The sequence below is a fragment of the Hylemonella gracilis genome (assembly GCF_004328645.1).
In the GTDB taxonomy this organism is placed as follows: Bacteria; Pseudomonadota; Gammaproteobacteria; order Burkholderiales; family Burkholderiaceae_C; genus Hylemonella; species Hylemonella gracilis_B.
Genome location: NZ_CP031395.1, coordinates 2,191,058 through 2,207,916 on the forward strand (window position 1 = coordinate 2,191,058; position 16,859 = coordinate 2,207,916).

Sequence of the window (16,859 nt, forward strand, 5' to 3'; positions counted from 1 at the left end):
CCGGCGCGGGCTTCAGCGCGCCAGGGCCTCGGGATTCACGATATTGCTGGGCCGGCCCTGGACGAAGTTGAGCAAGTTGTCGAAGGCCGTGCCGAAGTACAGCTCGTAGTTGTCCCTCTCGACGTAGCCGATGTGCGGCGTGCAGATGCAGTTGCCCAGACCAAGCAGGGGATGGTCGGGCGCGATCGGTTCGGACTCGAACACGTCGATGGCCGCCAGGCCGGGCCGGCCTTGGCGCAGTGCGTGCAGCAGCGCATCGGGGGCGATCAGCTCCGCGCGCGAGGTGTTGACCAGCAGGGCCGTGGGCTGCATGCGGGCTAGATCCTGCGCGGTCACGATGCCGCGTGTGGCCTCGTTCAGGCGTAGGTGCAGGCTCAGCACGTCGCTGGCCGAGAAAAAATCCTCACGGCTGGCCGCAGCTTCGAAACCGTCCTGCTTGGCTTTCTGTCGCGAGCCTTCGCTGCCCCAGACCAGCACCCGCATGCCGAAGGCCCGGCCGTAAGCCGCCACCATCTGCCCGATCTTGCCGTAGCCCCAAAGCCCCAGCGTCCTGCCGTGCAGGGCGACACCCAGGCCGAAGGCAGGTGGCCAGCCGGTGCCGTCGCCAGTGCTTCCTCCGGCCTTGTCGAAACCGGTCCTTTGCCAGATGCCTTGCTTGAGGTTGCCGATGTAATGCGGCAGGCGTCGGGTCGCCGCCATCACCAATGCCCAGGTCAGTTCTGCGGGCGCAATGGGGCTGCCCGCACCATCGGCCACGGCGACGCCCCGTTCCGTGCATGCGGCCAGATCGATGTGTGTGCCCATGCGGCCGGTCTGGCTGATGAACCTTAGCTTCGGAAGTTTGTCCAGCAGGGCACGGGTGATGGGTGTGCGCTCGCGGATGAGCACCAGTGCTTCGGCGTCATGCAAGCGGATGGCGAGTTGCCCCAGGCCTTTGACGGTGTTGGTGTAGGCCTTCCAGGGGAGCCCGGCCAGTTTGACGGTGCATTGCAGGTGGCGGACGACATCCTGGTGGTCGTCCAATATCACGGTGTTCATGCACCTTATTGTGCATGGGTGCTCTTGCCTCGACCGTCGTGCGCGGGACTGTCGGGGTCGAGGCTTGCTGTCAGAGGCCTGGGAACGGTATTGACACGGGGCGCCGGCAAGGTTCAGCGATAGGCCGCGACCCCGGCCGTCATGCGTTCCAGCTCGGCGCAGACTTCGGCCATGCGGCCGGAAATGACCATGCGTTGTGCCGTGCTGGAAAGGTCGTTTGCCGGCACGCTGGATCGGGCGCGTACCACGCGCACAGCGGGACGAGCAGGCACATTCAGAGGCACCCGCAGCGCCGACGCGCTGCTGAGCGAGAAGAACCGGGGGGCGGGCAGAGTCATCGCGGACATGGCGGTTTCCTCACATCAGCATGGTGTTACGGATCAGGCCCACGGCCAGACCTTCAATTTCAAAAGCATCGCCGGGCTCGACCACGATGGGCTGGTAGTCCGGGTTCTCGGGCAGCAGCTCCACCACGTCCTTGTTGCGGCGGTAGCGCTTGACGGTGACCTCCTCGCCCAAACGAGCCACCACGATCTGGCCGTTCTTGGCTTCCTTGACGGCCTGAACGGCCAGCAGGTCGCCGTCCATGATGCCCGCGTCGCGCATGGACATGCCGCGCACCTTGAGCAGGTAGTCCGGCTTGCGCTGGAACAGGGAGCTTTCGACGTAGTAGGTCTGATCAACGTGTTCCTGAGCGAGGATGGGCGAGCCGGCAGCCACACGACCCACCAGGGGCAGGGCCAGTTGCGCCACGCCCGTGGCCACTTTTTCACCGATACTGGACAAGGACGAAGACAAGGTGGCGCGCAGTGCCTTGCCCTTGAGCCGGATGCCGCGCGAGGTGCCGCTGACCAGTTCGATCACACCTTTGCGTGCCAGGGCCTGCAAGTGCTCTTCCGCCGCGTTGGCGGACTTGAAGCCCAGCTCGTTGGCGATTTCGGCGCGGGTGGGCGGAGCGCCTGTGTTGGCGATGGCGCTCTGGATGAGGTCCAGAATCTGCTGCTGGCGGGCCGTGAGCTTGGCGGGAGGGGTGTCGTTCGGCAAGTCCATGGTGTGGCTCCTGTATTGCTATCCAACTGTCTTCATATCCAGTAACTGTATTTTTCAACAGTTTTTCAGAGAATGCAAGCAAAAACTTCCGACAAGGCGCAAAAAATCGTGGTTCTCGGCACCGGAGGCACGATTGCCGGGCTTTCCACGCCGGAAAAGGGCGCCGGGGCTTATGTGGCGGGGCAGAAGCCGATCGAGGACTTGTTGACGGGTCTGGCCATTGCGCCCGCGCTGAAGGGACTCACGATCCAGAGCGAGCAGGTGGCCCAGATCGACAGCAAGGACATGGACCTGCCGGTCTGGCAGGCGTTGCTGCGGCGTTGTCGGCATTGGCTGGCGCAGGCCGATGTACGCGGTGTGCTGATCACCCACGGTACCGATACGCTGGAAGAAACCGCCTGGCTCCTGCAGGCGCTGCTGGGGCCGTTGCTGCGCGAGCTCGGCAAGCCGCTGGTGCTCACCTGTGCCATGCGACCCGCCGATGCGCCGGACGCAGACGGGCCGGGCAATCTGCGCGACGCCCTGCAGGTGCTGGTCGACCCGCAGGCGCGGGGTGTGCTGGCCGTGTGCGCCCGTCGTGTCATGCGGGCACATGCGGTGCAGAAGGTGCATGCGACCCGACTCGACGCCTTTCGTTCGAGTGGGCGGCCCGATGCAGGGCAACTTGTGGACGATCCGGCGGGCGCGGGTGGGCTGGCCGTGCGATGGTCGCCGGTGACGGACGCACAAGGTGGGGCTCAGCACGCGCACGATGTGGTTTGGCCTTTGGAGGCACCTGCGGGCGCCCTGGAGTCGGCGCTGACCGTCTCGGCATGGCCACGCGTCGAGCTTCTGTTCAGCCACGCCGCTGCCAGCGGCGCCATGGTGCACATGATGTGTGATGCCGACCTGTCCCGGCAGTTGGCTCTCCCGCCCCTGCGTGGCCTGGTGGTCGCGGCCACGGGCAATGGCACCGTGCACCGGGAACTGGAGGTCGCGTTGGAGCGCGCGCAGGCACGCGGCGTGCGGATCTTGCTAGCCACCCGCTGCACCGAAGGTGGGTTGAAAGCTGGCATGCGGGCGAGTGCGGATGAGGGCGCGGGTTTCGCGGCCACCGACCTGAGCCCGGTCAAGGCACGCCTGTCTCTGATGCTTGACCTCCTCGATGGGCACTGACTTCATCGCCGGCATTGTGTCCAGCGCCTGGGCCTATCCCGTGTTGGAAGTGCTGCATCTGGCCGGCGTCGCCCTCTTGTTGGGCAATCTGCTGCTGCTTGAACTGCGGGTGTTCGGATGGGGCGCGACCTTGCCCGTGCGTGATCTCGCTCGCCTTGCACTGACGCTGGCCGTGGTGGGATTCGGGCTGGCAGCCGTATCGGGCTTGCTGATGTTTGCCGCCCAAGCCGCCGAGCTGATCGCCAACCGCGCATTCACCTGCAAGATGTTGCTGTTATTGGCGGCGGCGTGTAATGCGGGCTGGTTCCATGGCCGGGCTTCCCTGGACAAATTAGACGCGCTCGCGCGGGTACAGATGGCCTTGTCCACCCTGATTTGGCTGGCCGTGCTGGGCTGCGGCCGCTGGATCGCCTACCTGTGATTCCCGGCATTTTGACCATCTGTCTGGAGGAGGATGTCCCATGCAACGCCGTCACTTTGTCCTCGCCGCACTGACCCTGCCCGGGGCCGCGCGGGCCCACCATGGCTGGAGCAGTTTTGACCAGCAACGCCCCATCTGGCTGCAAGGCCTCGTGGTCAGCGTGCGCTGGCAGAACCCCCATGCGGAATTCGTGCTGGAGCGGCCCGTGACCCCCAACCTGCCGGTCGATCTGCGACAGCGCCGGCTACCCGCTCAAAGCGCGCCGGTGGATGGCGCCGCCTTGCTGGTGCAGGCCCAGTTGCCGCGTCGCCAGGATCGGCGCTGGGAGGTCGAACTGGCCCCGCTGTCGCGCATGAACGCCTGGGGCGTCACGCCGCTCAAGGTCGGCGACGAGGTCGGGGTGCTGGGCTTCACTTTCGTCGAGGAAAAGGGCGAAGCACTCTTGCGGGCGGAATACCTGTTCGTCGGCCAGCAGGCCTACGGTTTGCGCTCCAGCCCAATGTAAGCGGCAGGCCAGGGAAAAAGCCCCGGGTCCGTCAGCGTGCACCTTGCCCAAAATTCAAAATACTGTATAAAATACCATTTACTGATTAAAAAATCAGTCCATGGATCTGGACGCAATCCTTTCGCATCCAGCCGGTAACCCTAGGAACGAAAACCATGAGCCCTGAAATCAACAACCTGAGTCTGGAGCAACTGGAGGCACAGAAGGCCAGCTACGAGAAGCGCATTGCCGAACTGCGCCAGCAGGAGCGTGATGGTGCCCTGCAGACCGTGCGCGAACTGGTGGCCAAGCACAAGTTCACGGCGAAAGAGATCGCCCAGCCCACGGTCAGTGCCCCGTCCGCCGATGCCGTCGAGGCAAAGTACAGAAACCCTGAAACCGGCGAGACCTGGTCAGGCCGTGGCCGTGCGCCGGCGTGGGTGGAAGGCGCTGCGAACAAGGCACAGTTCCAGACGGCTGTGTCGTCCTGATCCGCAGTTGCGAAGGCCGGGGTACCCGGTGCATCGGGTCAACACAGGCGAACTGCCCTGCTCGCAGGATCGGTGAGCGGGCCCCTGGCGCCAAAGACGAAAGGCCTGCATGGGTGCACCATGCAGGCCTTTGCGTTTTATCGGGTCGCCGGGATCAGGCGTCCAGCGCCTGCAGCGCCCGCTGCGTGATCTCGTCCACGCTGCCCAGGCCGCTGATCTTGCGGTACTTGGGCGCAGCCGCCGGATCCTTTGCCGCCCACTGGCTGTAGTAGTCCACGAGCGGACGCGTCTGGGCGCTGTAGACGTCCAAGCGCTTCTTGACGGTTTCTTCCTTGTCGTCGTCGCGTTGTACCAGGGGCTCGCCCGTGATGTCGTCCTTGCCTGCCGCGATTGGCGGGTTGAACTTGATGTGGTAGGTGCGGCCCGAGGCCGGGTGCGAGCGACGGCCGCTCATGCGTTCGATGATGGCGTCAAAGGGCACGTCGATTTCCAGCACGTAGTCCAGTTTGACGCCCGCAGCCTTCATGGCCTCCGCCTGGGGAATGGTGCGCGGGAAACCGTCGAACAGAAACCCTGGCGCGCAATCCGGCTGGGCGATGCGTTCCTTCACGAGGTTGATGATCAGGTCATCGCTGACCAGACCGCCCGACTCCATCACTGCCTTGGCCTGCAGCCCCAGAGGCGTACCTGCCTTGACGGCGGCGCGCAGCATGTCGCCGGTCGAGATCTGCGGGATGCCGTATTTTCTGCAGAGAAAGGCCGCTTGCGTGCCCTTGCCGGCGCCGGGGGCGCCCAACAGGATCAGTCTCATGGGATGTCCTCGGGAAGAGTTGTGACGCAGGCCGGGCACCACAAGGGGGCAGCCTGCGGGGGATGCTTGAGGATAGCATGGCAAGCTGGCGTCGCCTGGCCCGCACGCCGCACTCTCAGGGTAATCCTCGGTGCGTGGTTGTCAGTGCGCAAACAGCTTGCGCACCCGTTCCAGATCCTCCGGTGTATCGACACCAGGGCCGGGCGCATCCTGCGTGATGTGCACCGCAATACGGTGGCCGTGCCACAGTGCACGCAACTGTTCCAGCGCCTCGCTGTTTTCGATGGGCGCCGCCGACAACTTCGGAAACTGGCGCAGGAAACCCACGCGGTAAGCGTAAATGCCGATGTGGCGCAGCGGCGTGGCGAATTTCTCGCCCGGCGGTGGCAATTCACGCAAGCCTTGTGCAAAGCCATCGCGCCACCAGGCGATGGGTGCACGGCTGAAATAGAGCGCCAGGTCGCGGGCGTCGAGCACCACCTTGACCACGTTGGGATTGCCGAATTCCGCAACGTCGTGAATCGGGTGGGCCGCGGTGCTCATGCTGGCCTCGGGTCGCTGGGCCAGTAGCTCGGCCACCGCCCGGACCAGGGCGGGATCGATGAGCGGCTCATCACCCTGCACATTGACGACGGTGGCCTCGTCTGGCAGGCCCAGCAGTTCGCAGGCCTCGGCCAAGCGGTCGCTGCCGCTGGGATGATCGGCACGTGTGAGGATGCTTTGCACGCCGTGCTGCTCGCAGGCATGCTGGATGCTGGTGTGATCCGTGGCGACGACGACGCGTACATCGCCTGGCAGGCCACCGCGCACCCGCTGTGCCACGCGCACGATCATGGGCAGGCCAGCAATGTCGGCCAGGGGTTTGTTGGGCAAACGGGACGAGGCAAGCCGCGCCGGAATGAGGACGGTGGTGTCAGACATCGGAACAAAATCTAGAGAGGGACTGCATGGCCCAGGGGCTTATCGTTCGAGCTCCGCGTCGGACAGGGTCCGGGCCTCGCTCTCCAGCAGCACGGGAATGCCGTCGCGGATCGGGTAGGCCAAGCGTGCGCTGCGCGAGCGCAACTCCTGCTTGTCGCGGTCGTATTCCAGCGGGCCCTTGGTCACGGGGCAGACCAGCAGTTCCAGCAATCGGGTGTCCAGGCTCATGGTGTGTGGGCGCGCTGCGCGGGCGCGGGGTCAGTGCGTGTAGGCGGATGATAGATGCGCCGCGAAGGCGGCGTGAAGCAGGCGGTCGAACTCGTCCAGAAAGGCCTGGGGCAATTCGAACACCAGGGGGACGGCGAGCGCCCCAGGGCAGACCGTCCACAGTTTAAAGGCGTCCTTTTCGGTGCAGAGCACGGTCACCGGGTTGGTGGCGAATTCCTGCTGCAGTTCCGCGTGCCAATGGGCGTAGTCCGACGGGTCCGCGTGATCGGGCAGTGCGTCCACGCGTGCCAGGGTCAGACCGCGGTCACGCAGCATGTCGAAGAAGGCCTGGGGCTGGGCCGTGCCCGCCACGGCCACCAGGGGCCCCTGCAGTTTGTCCAAGGCGATGCCGCGGCCGTTGGCATCCACGCCCGTGCTTGCGAGCGCGCGCCGTGCCGCGTGGCCAGTGAAAGCCGGCCGTTGCCCGGTGTGCAACACCAAGTCCACATACCGTGGCCAGGGCTCGCGCAGCGGCCCGGCGGGCAGCAGCAGGCCATTGCCCAGGCCACGGTCTCCGAAGACGCAGACTTCGATGTCGCGCGCCAGGGCCAGGTGCTGCAGGCCATCATCGCTGACCAGGATGTTGACCTCCGGGTGCGCCGCCAGCAGGGCCCGGGCGGCCTCGATGCGCTGTCGCGCGACAAAGACCGGCACGCCCGTGCGTCGACGGATCAGCGCTGGCTCATCGCCCACCTGGTCCACGGGGCTGTCAGGACGTACTTCGCGGCAGTCCTCCCCTCGGGCCGACTTTCGACGCCCATACCCGCGGGAGATCACGCCCGGCTTCAGACCGCGGGCGCGCAGGTGCTCCACCAGGGCGATGACGGTCGGCGTCTTGCCTCCGCCGCCCGCGACCACATTGCCCACCACGATCACCAGCACGGGCGCGGCGTGGCGCTTGAACATGCCACTGAGGTAGAGCCCCTGGCGCAGGCGCACCAGCAGCCGCATCAGCAGAGACAGCGGCCACAGCGTCAGCAGGGCGCAGCGGCCGAGCCAGGGACGGGGCTGGCCGGGAAGAGGGGCTTGCCAGAAGGCGGGCGCACGCATGGGCGGGGAAGACAGGGACGATGTGCCGCGGGAGACCAAGGCGCTCAACGCCCGGCGGATTGGGGCGATTGCGCCGCGAAGGTGATCTGCGACAGACCCACGTAACGCGCCGCCTCCATGGCGCTCACCACCGACTGGTGGCGCGCGTTGGCGTCGGCGCTGATGATCAGCACGGCGTCCTTGCCATTGGCCGCGTTGCCCATGGCCTGGCGCAAGGCAGCGATCAAGTCCTGCACATTGCGGCCGGGCAGGGATGCGCGGTTGACGCTGTAGCCGCCATCGCTGTTGATGGTGATCAATATTTCCCGGGGCCGGTCACGTGGGCTTTCGGCGTCCGCCGTGGGCAGGCGCAGGTTCATCTCGGTGAACTTGTTGTAGGTGGTCGAGAGCATGAGGAAGATCACGATCACCAGCAGCACGTCGATGAAGGCAATCAGATTGATCTCAGGCTCCTCGCTGGCGGTGCGCGAGTGGCGACGCAGGTTGATGCGCATGGCTGGGCGTTTCCGAGGCGGTCCGGGTCAGACGCCGGCGTTGTGGGCGTTGCCCTGACGCAGCGCGACCAGATGCTGGACCAGGCGTTCTCCCGCGAGTTCCAGCGCGAGCAGGTGGCTGTCCACGCGGGCCCGGAAATAGCGCCAGAAAACCAGGGTCGGAATCGCGATGACCAAGCCGAAAGCCGTGTTGTAAAGCGCGATCGAAATACCGTGCGCCAGTTGGGCCGGGTTGCCACCGCTGCTGGCGTTGGTCGGCGCCTGTGAGCCGAAGATTTCGATCATGCCGATCACGGTGCCGAACAGGCCCAGCAGGGGCGCGATGGACGCGATGGTCGCCAGCGCGGAGAGGTAACGCTCCAGCTTGTGCGCGACCAGCCGGCCGCTGTCTTCGACGGCTTCGCGCAAGACGGTACGCAGCTCCTCCGCCGTGCTCGCATGCGATTGAGCGGCCTGCGCGGTGCGCAGGCCCGAGGCCAGCATTTCGCCCAGGGGAGAGTTCTGCTCCAACTGTGCGATCACGTCGCTCGAAGGCATGGCGCGGCGGGTGGCCCGCAGCACTTCGTTCAACAGATTGGGGGGCGTGACCTTGACGGTTTGCAGGCTGAGGGCTCGTTCAATGACCAGGGCGAGTCCGAGGATGGAGCAGAGAATCAGCGGCCAGATCGGCCAGCCGGCGGCTTGTATGATCGAAAACAAAAGGGTTCTCCAACAAGGAAACACACGGTGCGCAACCGCCGCGCCGGCTGTACGCCAGCGCCCGAGAGTGCGCGCCGTGCATGAAAGCTGCGCGATTATGGCCTACCCATCAGCAGCCTCGCGGTACGAGCTGTGCCGACCGTCGTCAGGTCCGAGCCGGCCCCACCCAGGGTCCACAGGATCCAGATCCGGCGACTTCTGCCTGGCTTTCGGTGGTGTGGCGCTGGCGCGGCGGTCACACACAGATTCTGTGGATAACTTTGTGGGCAAACCGGTGACAGGGCTTGCCAAGCCGCGTAAATACTTGGCATGCGTCAAAACGATGACAAAAGAGGCAGTGAAAAATCAAATGAAATCAAAGGCTTGCACGACAGATTCGCGATCCGCGCGCTGTGCCTCAGGGGTTTTGCGAATAGCGTGCAAGGTCCGCGCGGTGTGGAGTAGTCGTCAGCCGCAAGCCAGGACGGCATGCAAATGGCGCAAGGTTTTGCGCGGTCTGGCGGGTCATGGGGGGTGCGCAGAGCGCACATCGACTGATGTCTGAGCAATCATTTCCAGTATCTGCGCCGCGTGTCTGGCAGGTTGGGGCGCTGTGCCGCGCGGTTGCTGATGCACTGGACGCGCGCTTCAATCCGGTCGTGGTGCGTGGGGAGATTTCGGGCTACAACCTCGCTGCCAGCGGGCATGCCTATTTCACGCTCAAGGACCCGAACGGTCGTGACGGCGGGCAACTGCGGTGCGCAATGTTCCGCCGCGCTGCCAGCCTGCTGGATTTCGCGCCCCGTGAGGGGGATCAGGTCGAGGTGCGGGGTCGCCTGTCGGTCTACGAAGCCCGGGGTGATCTGCAACTCGTTGTCGAGAGCATGACGCGCGCCGGCGCGGGCACCTTGTTCGAGCAGTTCCTGCGCCTCAAGGCCAGGCTGGAAGCCGAGGGCCTGTTCGACGCCGCGCGCAAGCGGGACCTGCCGCGCCTGCCGCGTGGCATTGGCGTGGTGACCTCCCTGGGGGCCGCCGCCCTGCGCGACGTGGCGACTGCCTTGCGGCGCAGGGCGCCGCATGTGCCGGTGCGTATCGCGCCGGCCGCCGTGCAGGGTGCGGCCGCCCCGGCGGAGCTGGTGATGGCCTTGCAGCGGCTTTACGCCTTGGCGGCGCAGGGGGAGATCGACGTGATTCTGCTGGTGCGTGGAGGGGGCTCCATCGAGGATTTGTGGGCCTTCAACGACGAGCAACTGGTGCGCGCGATTGCCCGCAGCCCTGTGCCGGTGGTGAGCGGCGTGGGGCATGAAACCGATTTCACCCTGGCCGATTTCGTAGCCGACCTGCGCGCGCCCACACCCACGGCGGCGGCAGAGTTGGCGGCCGAACCGCAAGCCAATTGGCTGGGCGCGCTGGCTTTGCTGCAGGAACAACTGCGCGATGCCGTCCATGAGCGTCTGGATCTCGCGGCCCAGCGCCTCGACTTGGCCCTGGGTCGTCTCGGCCGTCCTTCGGCCCGACTGGCGCGTCAGCGCCTGCGCGCCAATGGCCTGGCCCAGGGTCTGCAGCATGCGGCGGCGCGCGTTGTGCTGCTTCAGCGCCAAGCCCTGCTGCGTCGGGCCGAAGCCTGGCCGCAGGCGTTGCGGCGCGATGCGCAAGCCCGTCGTCAACGTCTGGACCACGCGGCTCTGCGCCTGCAATTGCTGGACCCCTCCCTGGTCCTGCAGCGGGGTTACGCCTGGCTGGTTGATGCCGAGGGCCATGCGGTGACTCGCGTGGCCCAGACCCATGCCGGGCAGTGGCTACGCGCGACCCTGGCCGATGGTCATGTCGCCGTGACGGTGGCGTCGCCATCGGATGGTCTGGTTGAGAGACCGCCTGGGCGAGGGCGCCAGGCCCCCACATGAGTACCGCCGCGAGCAGGGTCTTGCGATGGTCCGCGTTCTTGCCCGGGAATTAATTTCCTACAATCGACTTCCGCTTTCGATCCCGTTTCATCCACAACAACGCGAGGAACCACCATGGAACACACCCTGCCCCCCCTGCCTTATGCCATCGACGCCCTGGCACCGCACTACTCCAAGGAAACGCTGGAGTTCCACCATGGCAAGCACCACAATGCCTACGTGGTGAACCTGAACAACCTGCAGAAGGGCACGGAGTTCGAGAGCAAGACGCTGGAAGAGATCGTCAAGACGTCCAGCGGTGGCATCTACAACAATGCGGCCCAGATCTGGAACCACACCTTCTTCTGGAATGGCATGAAGCCGAATGGCGGTGGTGAACCCACGGGCGCATTGGCTGCGGCCATCAATGCCAAGTGGGGCAGCTACGCGGCTTTCAAGGAGGCTTTCGTCAAGAGCGCCGTGGGCAACTTCGGCTCGGGCTGGACCTGGCTCATCAAGAAGGCGGACGGCAGCCTGGACATCCTCAACACTGGTGCCGCGGGCACACCGCTCAAGAGCGGCGAAGGCAAGGCCTTGCTGACGGTGGACGTCTGGGAACACGCCTATTACATTGACTACCGCAATCTGCGCCAGAAGTTCGTCGAAACCTTCTTCGACAAGCTGGTGAACTGGGATTTCGTGGCCAAGAACTTCGCCTGATCGCGAGACTGCCCCTGGTGGGCAGATCCCATCAAGGGCCTGCGGGGCAACCCCTACAGGCCCTTTTTGCCGCCTGCCGGATGTCGCGCGGCCGGGGGCTTTTACAATGTGAGCGTACGTTCCTTCCTGGGAAAACCACCCGAGACATCTCCATGAGCACTCCGACCATCATCTACACGCTGACCGACGAGGCCCCGCTGCTGGCGACGGCTTCCTTCCTGCCCATCATCCGTACCTTTGCCGCGCCTGCGGGCGTGAAGGTGGACACCAGCGATATCTCGGTGGCCGGTCGCATCATCGGCGAGTTTTCCGACTTCCTGCCGCCTGAGCAGCGCACGCCCAATACTCTGGCCGAGCTGGGCAAGAAGACGCTGGAGCCGGACGCGAACATCATCAAGCTGCCCAACATCAGCGCCTCCATCCCGCAGTTGAAGGCCGCCATCAAGGAACTGCAGGGCAAGGGCTACAAGGTGCCGGACTATCCGGACGAGCCCAAGACCGAGGAAGAAAAGAAGATCCGCCAGCGTTACGCCAAGGTGTCGGGCAGCGCGGTGAACCCCGTGCTGCGCGAGGGCAACTCCGACCGCCGCGCGCCGCTGGCCGTCAAGAACTACGCGCGCAAGAACCCGCACAGCATGGGCAAGTGGTCGGCGACGAGCAAGAGCCATGTCTCGCACATGAGCAGCGGTGATTTCTACGGCAGCGAGAAATCCGCGCTGATTGCCAAGTCCGGCAGCGTCAAGATCGAACTGATCGCCAAGGACGGCGCCCGCACCGTGCTCAAGGAAAAAACCCCGGTGCTGGCCGGTGAACTGATCGATGCCTCGGTGATGAGCAAGAAGGCGCTCGCCAGCTTCCTCGAAGTCCAGGTGGCCGAGGCCAAGGCCCAGGGCGTGCTGTTCTCGGCCCACCTGAAGGCGACCATGATGAAGGTCTCCGACCCCATCATCTTCGGCCAGGTGGTGGTGGCCTATTACAAGGACGTGCTGGCCAAGTACGACGCCGACCTCAAGAAGATCGGCTTCAACCCCAACAACGGCATCGGCGACCTGTACGCGCGGCTGAAGGATCTGCCCGAAGCAACCGCCAAGGCCATCGAGGCGGACATCCAGGCGTTGTACGCCAGGGGCCCCGGCCTGGCCATGGTCAATTCGGACAAGGGCATCACCAACCTGCACGTGCCCAGCGACGTGATCGTCGACGCTTCCATGCCCGCGATGATCCGCAACAGTGGCCAGATGTGGGGCGCGGACGGCAAGTCCTACGACACCAAGGCCGTGATTCCCGACCGCTGCTACGCTGGCATCTACCAGGCCACGATCGACGATTGCAAAGCCAACGGCGCGCTCGACCCGGTGACCATGGGCAGCGTGCCCAACGTGGGCCTGATGGCCCAGGCCGCCGAGGAATACGGCTCGCACGACAAGACCTTCCAGATTCCCGCCGACGGCGTGGTACGCGTGAGCGACGAGTCCGGCGCGACGCTTTTCGAGCATCCGGTGGAGGTGGGCGATATCTGGCGCATGTGCCAGACCAAGGACGCCGCCATCCAGGACTGGGTCAAGCTCGCCGTCACGCGCGCGCGCGCCAGCGGCACGCCGGCCATTTTCTGGCTCGATGCCCAGCGCGCCCATGACGCCAACGTGATCAAGAAAGTCGAGACCTACCTCAAGAACCACGATACCCAGGGCCTGGACATCCGCGTCCTGCCGCCGGTGGAGGCCATCAAGTTCTCGCTCGCGCGCATCCGCAAGGGCCAGGACACAATCTCCGTCACCGGCAACGTGCTGCGCGACTATCTGACCGACCTCTTCCCCATCATGGAACTGGGCACCAGCGCCAAGATGCTGTCCATCGTGCCGCTGATGGCGGGGGGCGGCATGTATGAAACCGGCGCAGGCGGCTCGGCGCCCAAGCATGTGCAGCAACTGGTGGAGGAAAACCACCTGCGCTGGGACTCGCTGGGCGAATTCATGGCCCTGGCCGTGTCGCTGGAAGATCTCGGCATCAAGAGCGGCAATGCGCAAGCCAAGGTGCTGGCCAAGACGCTGGACACCGCCACGGGCAAGTTCCTGGATAACGACAAAAACCCCAAGCCCAAGGCTGGCCAGCTCGACAACCGCGGCAGCCAGTTTTATATCGCGCTCTACTGGGCACAGGAACTGGTTGCGCAGACCGAGGACAAGGCCCTGGCCGCCAAGTTCGCGCCGCTGGCGAAGGCGTTGGCAGACGGTGAGCAGGCCATCATCAAGGAATTGACCGACGTGCAGGGCAAGGCCGTGGATATTGGTGGCTATTACAAGCCGGACATGGCCAAGCTGGAGGCCGTGATGCGTCCGAGCCCGACCTTGAACGCCGCGCTCGCTGCAACGGCCTGATCTTTCTTCGCGCGTTTCCTCGTGCCGCAAGCCGGATGCCCTGCATCCGGCTTTTTTGTTTTTCTCTGGGCAGGATTCTTGCTGTCATTTGTGGAGCGGAAAATAGCTTCCATCTCGATCCAGGAGGTTCTCCATGTTGCGTCAGTTCAGAATCCGCGTGCGTCTCCAACTGGGTTTCGCGGTGCTGCTTCTGTTGTCGGCGATCGTCGTCGCGATCGGAGGTTTCGGCCTGCATGTCGCGCGCCAGGGCCTGGCGGGCATTACCCAGGAACTGCTGCCCGTCAATACCATCGTGGGCACCGCGCGCCTGGCCTTGCTCGAGAGCCACGGCGCGGCGGCCCAGATGGCAGCCTCCATCTTTGAGACCCAGGACATCAAGGCGGCCCGCGCGCAGTGGGACCAGGCGCAACGCACCATCGACCAGGCCATGCGCGATTTCGAGGCCCGGACCAAGACCCAGAAATCCCGGGACGATCTGGCCAGCTTCTCGAAGCACATGAAAAGCTACCGCGAGCAGTTGACGCTGTTCGCCAACAAGCTCGCCGACAGCGGTTATGCCGATAGCAAGGAAGCCCTGCTGGACCTCAAGGCAGCCGAGGCGGCAGGCTGGACCCAGGCCTTCGAACAGCTCAGCGGCGTGGACGCCGTGCTGGCCCAGACCAGTCAGGGCGTGTTCGCCAAGGTCAATGGCGCGGTGGCGGCCATCTTCGTGGTTTTCGTCATTGCCTTTGCCGCGTCATGCGTGCTGGGCATCGCCATCGCCAGCTGGCTTGGGCGTTCCATCGTGGCGCCCCTGGACCAGGCCCGGGAATTCGCCGGGCGCATCGCCCAGGGCGACTTCACCACCCATCCTTCGTTGATCGGCAAGGACGAAGCCACCGACATGATGCGCGCGCTCGACGGCATGCAAAGCGCGCTGACACGCGTGGTGTCGGCCGTGCGGCACGCAGCTGATGGCATCCAGGTCGCCAGCAGCGAAGTCGCGATGGGCAATCAGGATCTGTCCGCGCGCACGGAGAATCAGGCCAGCGCGCTCAAGCAAACGGCGGTGTCGATGGAGCGCCTGGGTGTCACCGTGAACCGGAATGCGGGCAGCGCGGGGCAGGCCAACGAACTGGCGCGCAATGCCTCCGGCGTGGCCGCGGAGGGCGGCGGAGTGGTCGCTCAACTGGTCGAAACCATGCGCGGCATCAACGACAGTTCGGCCAAGATCGCCGACATCATCGGTGTCATCGATGGCATTGCGTTCCAGACCAATATCCTGGCCCTGAACGCGGCGGTCGAGGCGGCGCGTGCAGGGGAGCTGGGACGGGGTTTCGCGGTGGTCGCCGGCGAGGTGCGCAATCTTGCGCAGCGCAGCGCCGAGGCCGCTAAGGAGATCAAGGTCCTGATCGGTGATTCGGTGGGCAAGGTCGAGCAGGGCAGCGCCTTGGCGGACCGCGCCGGTGCGACGATCAGCGACGTGGTTCTCAGCATCCAGCGCGTCAGCGGCATCGTGGCCGAGATCACCGTCGCCAGCCGGGAGCAAAGCACGGGTGTGGCCCAGGCCACGCAGGCGATCTCGCAGATGGATGGCGCGACGCAACAGAACGCGGCCCTGGTGGAGCAGATGGCCGCCGCAGCGGTCAGCCTGCGTACGCAAGCCCAGGACATGGTGCGTTCTGTGAATGTCTTCAAGCTGGCGACATCCGAATCGTCAGTGGCTGAACCACTGCGCCTGAACTGAACTGAACTTCAGCGTCAGCTGACGGTGCGGAGAGCGGCGCCGTCTCACCGTAGCCAGGCGCCTGGCCGGTCCATCCGGCCGGCGCCATTTCTCCCGTTCTTAATTCTCCTTGAAAGGCCCCCCGGTCAGGCGCTTGCCGGGGCCGAATCCATGTTGCGCCAGCCAACCTTGCCGCACTTCAAGCACGTAGCGCACGGGCTGGGTGGAGCAATGGGAGTTGGTCGTCCGCGGTTGCATGTTCACTGTGTTCACGATGGCGCCGTCATCCGCGATGAAGGCGGCGGTCAGTGGGATGTAGGTGTTTTTCATCCAGAAGCATTGCATCTGGGGCTTCTCGAAAATGAAAAGCATGCCCTCGTTGTCGCGCAGGTCCGTCCGGTACATCAGTCCGATGGCGCGCTGTTCGGCTGTGGCGGCCACTTGGACATGGACCAGGTACATGCCCGCGTTCAGCGTGGCGCGCGGCAGGTCCCGCTGAGCCACCTCCTCAGTCTGTCCAGGGCGAGGCACCAAGCCGAGGCACAGGCTCAGGAACAAGCTGGCGACAAGTCCAGCGAGGCGTCCGGGCCTGCGGGACAGGGCTGCGGCGAGGTGTGGAGGTAGGTGTGTGCTGTGCCGCTTGGGCGACAGGGCCTTGATCATGGGCGTTTCCTGCGGGTGGTTTCGAGCGAATGGCAGGATTGTGCGACATCCCCGCTGCGGGCGGTGGTGCTGGGCTGGGAACAGGCGTTCTTGCGCGAGGCGCTCGGAGGGGCTTGAAGTCCACCCGCCCGACCCAAACTCCGTTCCCGTGAACCTCTCCCTTGAATGGCAAGCCGTGGACGCGCTCGATAGAATGAAGCCATGGCGAAGAACATGGCAAGCAAACCACCGGCACCTCCCAAACAGCCTATCGTCAAGCCCGATCGAGAAAACCCCGGCGCGGGTGGTGATTCCGTTGTGCTGGAACGACGGCCCCAGAGGGTACAGCCACCGCAAATGTTTCAGGTGGTGATGCTCAACGATGACTACACCCCGATGGAATTCGTGGTGGTGGTCATACAAGAGTATTTCAACAAGGACCTGGAAACGGCGACGCAAATCATGCTCAAGATCCATCTGGATGGACGGGCGGTCTGTGGCGTCTATACCAAAGACGTGGCCGCGACCAAGGTAGATCGGGTGCTCGAAGCCGCTCGCAAGGCGGGGCACCCGCTTCAGTGCGTGGCCGAACCTATGGAATGAAAGAGTTGGTTTCTTTTTCTGTTTCTATTTCTCGCCAATTCTTCCGCCCTGCGGCTTGGATGGCCTTT

The 16,859-nt window shown here is 64.8% G+C and carries 19 protein-coding genes; 9 read left to right on the plus strand and 10 right to left on the minus strand.

Features of this window, described 5'->3' with window-relative positions:
- Positions 1–12: 12 nt before the first annotated feature.
- The 3 genes from DW355_RS10395 to lexA all read right to left on the minus strand — a co-directional run bounded on the left by DW355_RS10395 (position 13) and on the right by lexA (position 2,088).
- A complete protein-coding gene (locus DW355_RS10395) occupies positions 13–1,038 on the minus strand; it encodes a D-2-hydroxyacid dehydrogenase family protein (RefSeq protein ID WP_131279881.1) in 1,026 nt (341 codons plus the stop codon).
- Between the two features lie 113 nt (positions 1,039–1,151).
- Entirely contained in the window at positions 1,152–1,385 is a 234-nt protein-coding gene (locus tag DW355_RS10400) for a hypothetical protein (protein WP_131279883.1), read from the minus strand.
- Between the two features lie 10 nt (positions 1,386–1,395).
- Positions 1,396–2,088, minus strand: a complete 693-nt coding sequence (lexA, locus tag DW355_RS10405; protein WP_131279885.1) for a transcriptional repressor LexA — start codon at positions 2,086–2,088, stop codon at positions 1,396–1,398.
- A gap of 72 nt (positions 2,089–2,160) precedes the next feature.
- Here lexA and DW355_RS10410 point away from each other — a divergent pair, with 72 nt between their 5' ends.
- The 4 genes from DW355_RS10410 to DW355_RS10425 all read left to right on the plus strand — a co-directional run bounded on the left by DW355_RS10410 (position 2,161) and on the right by DW355_RS10425 (position 4,639).
- A complete protein-coding gene (locus DW355_RS10410) occupies positions 2,161–3,243 on the plus strand; it encodes an asparaginase (RefSeq protein WP_131279887.1) in 1,083 nt (360 codons plus the stop codon).
- Positions 3,233–3,664 carry a hypothetical protein gene (locus DW355_RS10415; RefSeq protein WP_131279889.1) on the plus strand — a complete coding sequence of 144 codons (432 nt, stop codon included), beginning with the start codon at positions 3,233–3,235 and terminating at the stop codon, positions 3,662–3,664. The genes DW355_RS10410 and DW355_RS10415 overlap by 11 nt, the downstream gene beginning before the upstream one ends.
- 40 nt (positions 3,665–3,704) lie before the next feature.
- Positions 3,705–4,169: a DUF6152 family protein gene (locus DW355_RS10420; protein ID WP_131279891.1), complete on the plus strand. Its 465-nt coding sequence runs from the start codon at positions 3,705–3,707 to the stop codon at positions 4,167–4,169.
- Positions 4,170–4,324: 155 nt separating this feature from the next.
- Positions 4,325–4,639, plus strand: coding sequence for an H-NS family nucleoid-associated regulatory protein (locus DW355_RS10425; RefSeq protein WP_131279893.1), 315 nt, complete (start codon positions 4,325–4,327; stop codon positions 4,637–4,639).
- Between the two features lie 154 nt (positions 4,640–4,793).
- Here DW355_RS10425 and adk read toward each other — a convergent pair whose 3' ends face one another.
- The 6 genes from adk to DW355_RS10455 form a co-directional block, all read right to left on the minus strand.
- A complete protein-coding gene (gene adk, locus DW355_RS10430; protein WP_131279895.1) occupies positions 4,794–5,450 on the minus strand; it encodes an adenylate kinase in 657 nt (218 codons plus the stop codon).
- A gap of 141 nt (positions 5,451–5,591) precedes the next feature.
- The gene (gene kdsB / locus DW355_RS10435; protein WP_131279897.1) at positions 5,592–6,371 is read right to left on the minus strand and encodes a 3-deoxy-manno-octulosonate cytidylyltransferase; all 780 of its coding nucleotides are present in this window, start codon (positions 6,369–6,371) and stop codon (positions 5,592–5,594) included.
- Between the two features lie 39 nt (positions 6,372–6,410).
- The gene (locus DW355_RS10440) at positions 6,411–6,593 is read right to left on the minus strand and encodes a Trm112 family protein (RefSeq protein ID WP_131282593.1); all 183 of its coding nucleotides are present in this window, start codon (positions 6,591–6,593) and stop codon (positions 6,411–6,413) included.
- A 36-nt stretch (positions 6,594–6,629) separates the two neighbouring features.
- Positions 6,630–7,688 carry a tetraacyldisaccharide 4'-kinase gene (gene lpxK / locus DW355_RS10445; protein ID WP_131279899.1) on the minus strand — a complete coding sequence of 353 codons (1,059 nt, stop codon included), beginning with the start codon at positions 7,686–7,688 and terminating at the stop codon, positions 6,630–6,632.
- Positions 7,689–7,732: 44 nt separating this feature from the next.
- The gene (locus DW355_RS10450) at positions 7,733–8,176 is read right to left on the minus strand and encodes an ExbD/TolR family protein (RefSeq protein WP_431733235.1); all 444 of its coding nucleotides are present in this window, start codon (positions 8,174–8,176) and stop codon (positions 7,733–7,735) included.
- Positions 8,177–8,209: 33 nt separating this feature from the next.
- A complete protein-coding gene (locus DW355_RS10455; RefSeq protein WP_131279903.1) occupies positions 8,210–8,881 on the minus strand; it encodes a MotA/TolQ/ExbB proton channel family protein in 672 nt (223 codons plus the stop codon).
- A gap of 536 nt (positions 8,882–9,417) precedes the next feature.
- On the opposite strand from DW355_RS10455, the gene xseA reads away from it, so the two are divergent.
- The 4 genes from xseA to DW355_RS18395 all read left to right on the plus strand — a co-directional run bounded on the left by xseA (position 9,418) and on the right by DW355_RS18395 (position 15,567).
- A complete protein-coding gene (gene xseA / locus DW355_RS10460; RefSeq protein ID WP_131279905.1) occupies positions 9,418–10,764 on the plus strand; it encodes an exodeoxyribonuclease VII large subunit in 1,347 nt (448 codons plus the stop codon).
- A 114-nt stretch (positions 10,765–10,878) separates the two neighbouring features.
- Positions 10,879–11,463 (plus strand): superoxide dismutase, encoded by a 585-nt coding sequence (locus tag DW355_RS10465; RefSeq protein ID WP_131279906.1) that lies wholly within the window; start codon positions 10,879–10,881, stop codon positions 11,461–11,463.
- Positions 11,464–11,615: 152 nt separating this feature from the next.
- On the plus strand, positions 11,616–13,841 hold the full coding sequence (locus DW355_RS10470) for an NADP-dependent isocitrate dehydrogenase (protein WP_131279908.1): 2,226 nt from the start codon (positions 11,616–11,618) through the stop codon (positions 13,839–13,841).
- A gap of 133 nt (positions 13,842–13,974) precedes the next feature.
- A complete protein-coding gene (locus tag DW355_RS18395; RefSeq protein ID WP_131279910.1) occupies positions 13,975–15,567 on the plus strand; it encodes a methyl-accepting chemotaxis protein in 1,593 nt (530 codons plus the stop codon).
- Between the two features lie 99 nt (positions 15,568–15,666).
- Here the strand turns inward: DW355_RS18395 and DW355_RS10480 are convergent, their stop codons facing one another.
- Complete coding sequence (locus DW355_RS10480; RefSeq protein ID WP_242671110.1) at positions 15,667–16,209, minus strand: DUF192 domain-containing protein; 543 nt, start codon at positions 16,207–16,209, stop codon at positions 15,667–15,669.
- A gap of 213 nt (positions 16,210–16,422) precedes the next feature.
- Here DW355_RS10480 and clpS point away from each other — a divergent pair, with 213 nt between their 5' ends.
- Positions 16,423–16,791 carry an ATP-dependent Clp protease adapter ClpS gene (gene clpS, locus DW355_RS10485; RefSeq protein WP_131282597.1) on the plus strand — a complete coding sequence of 123 codons (369 nt, stop codon included), beginning with the start codon at positions 16,423–16,425 and terminating at the stop codon, positions 16,789–16,791.
- Positions 16,792–16,859: the final 68 nt, after the last annotated feature.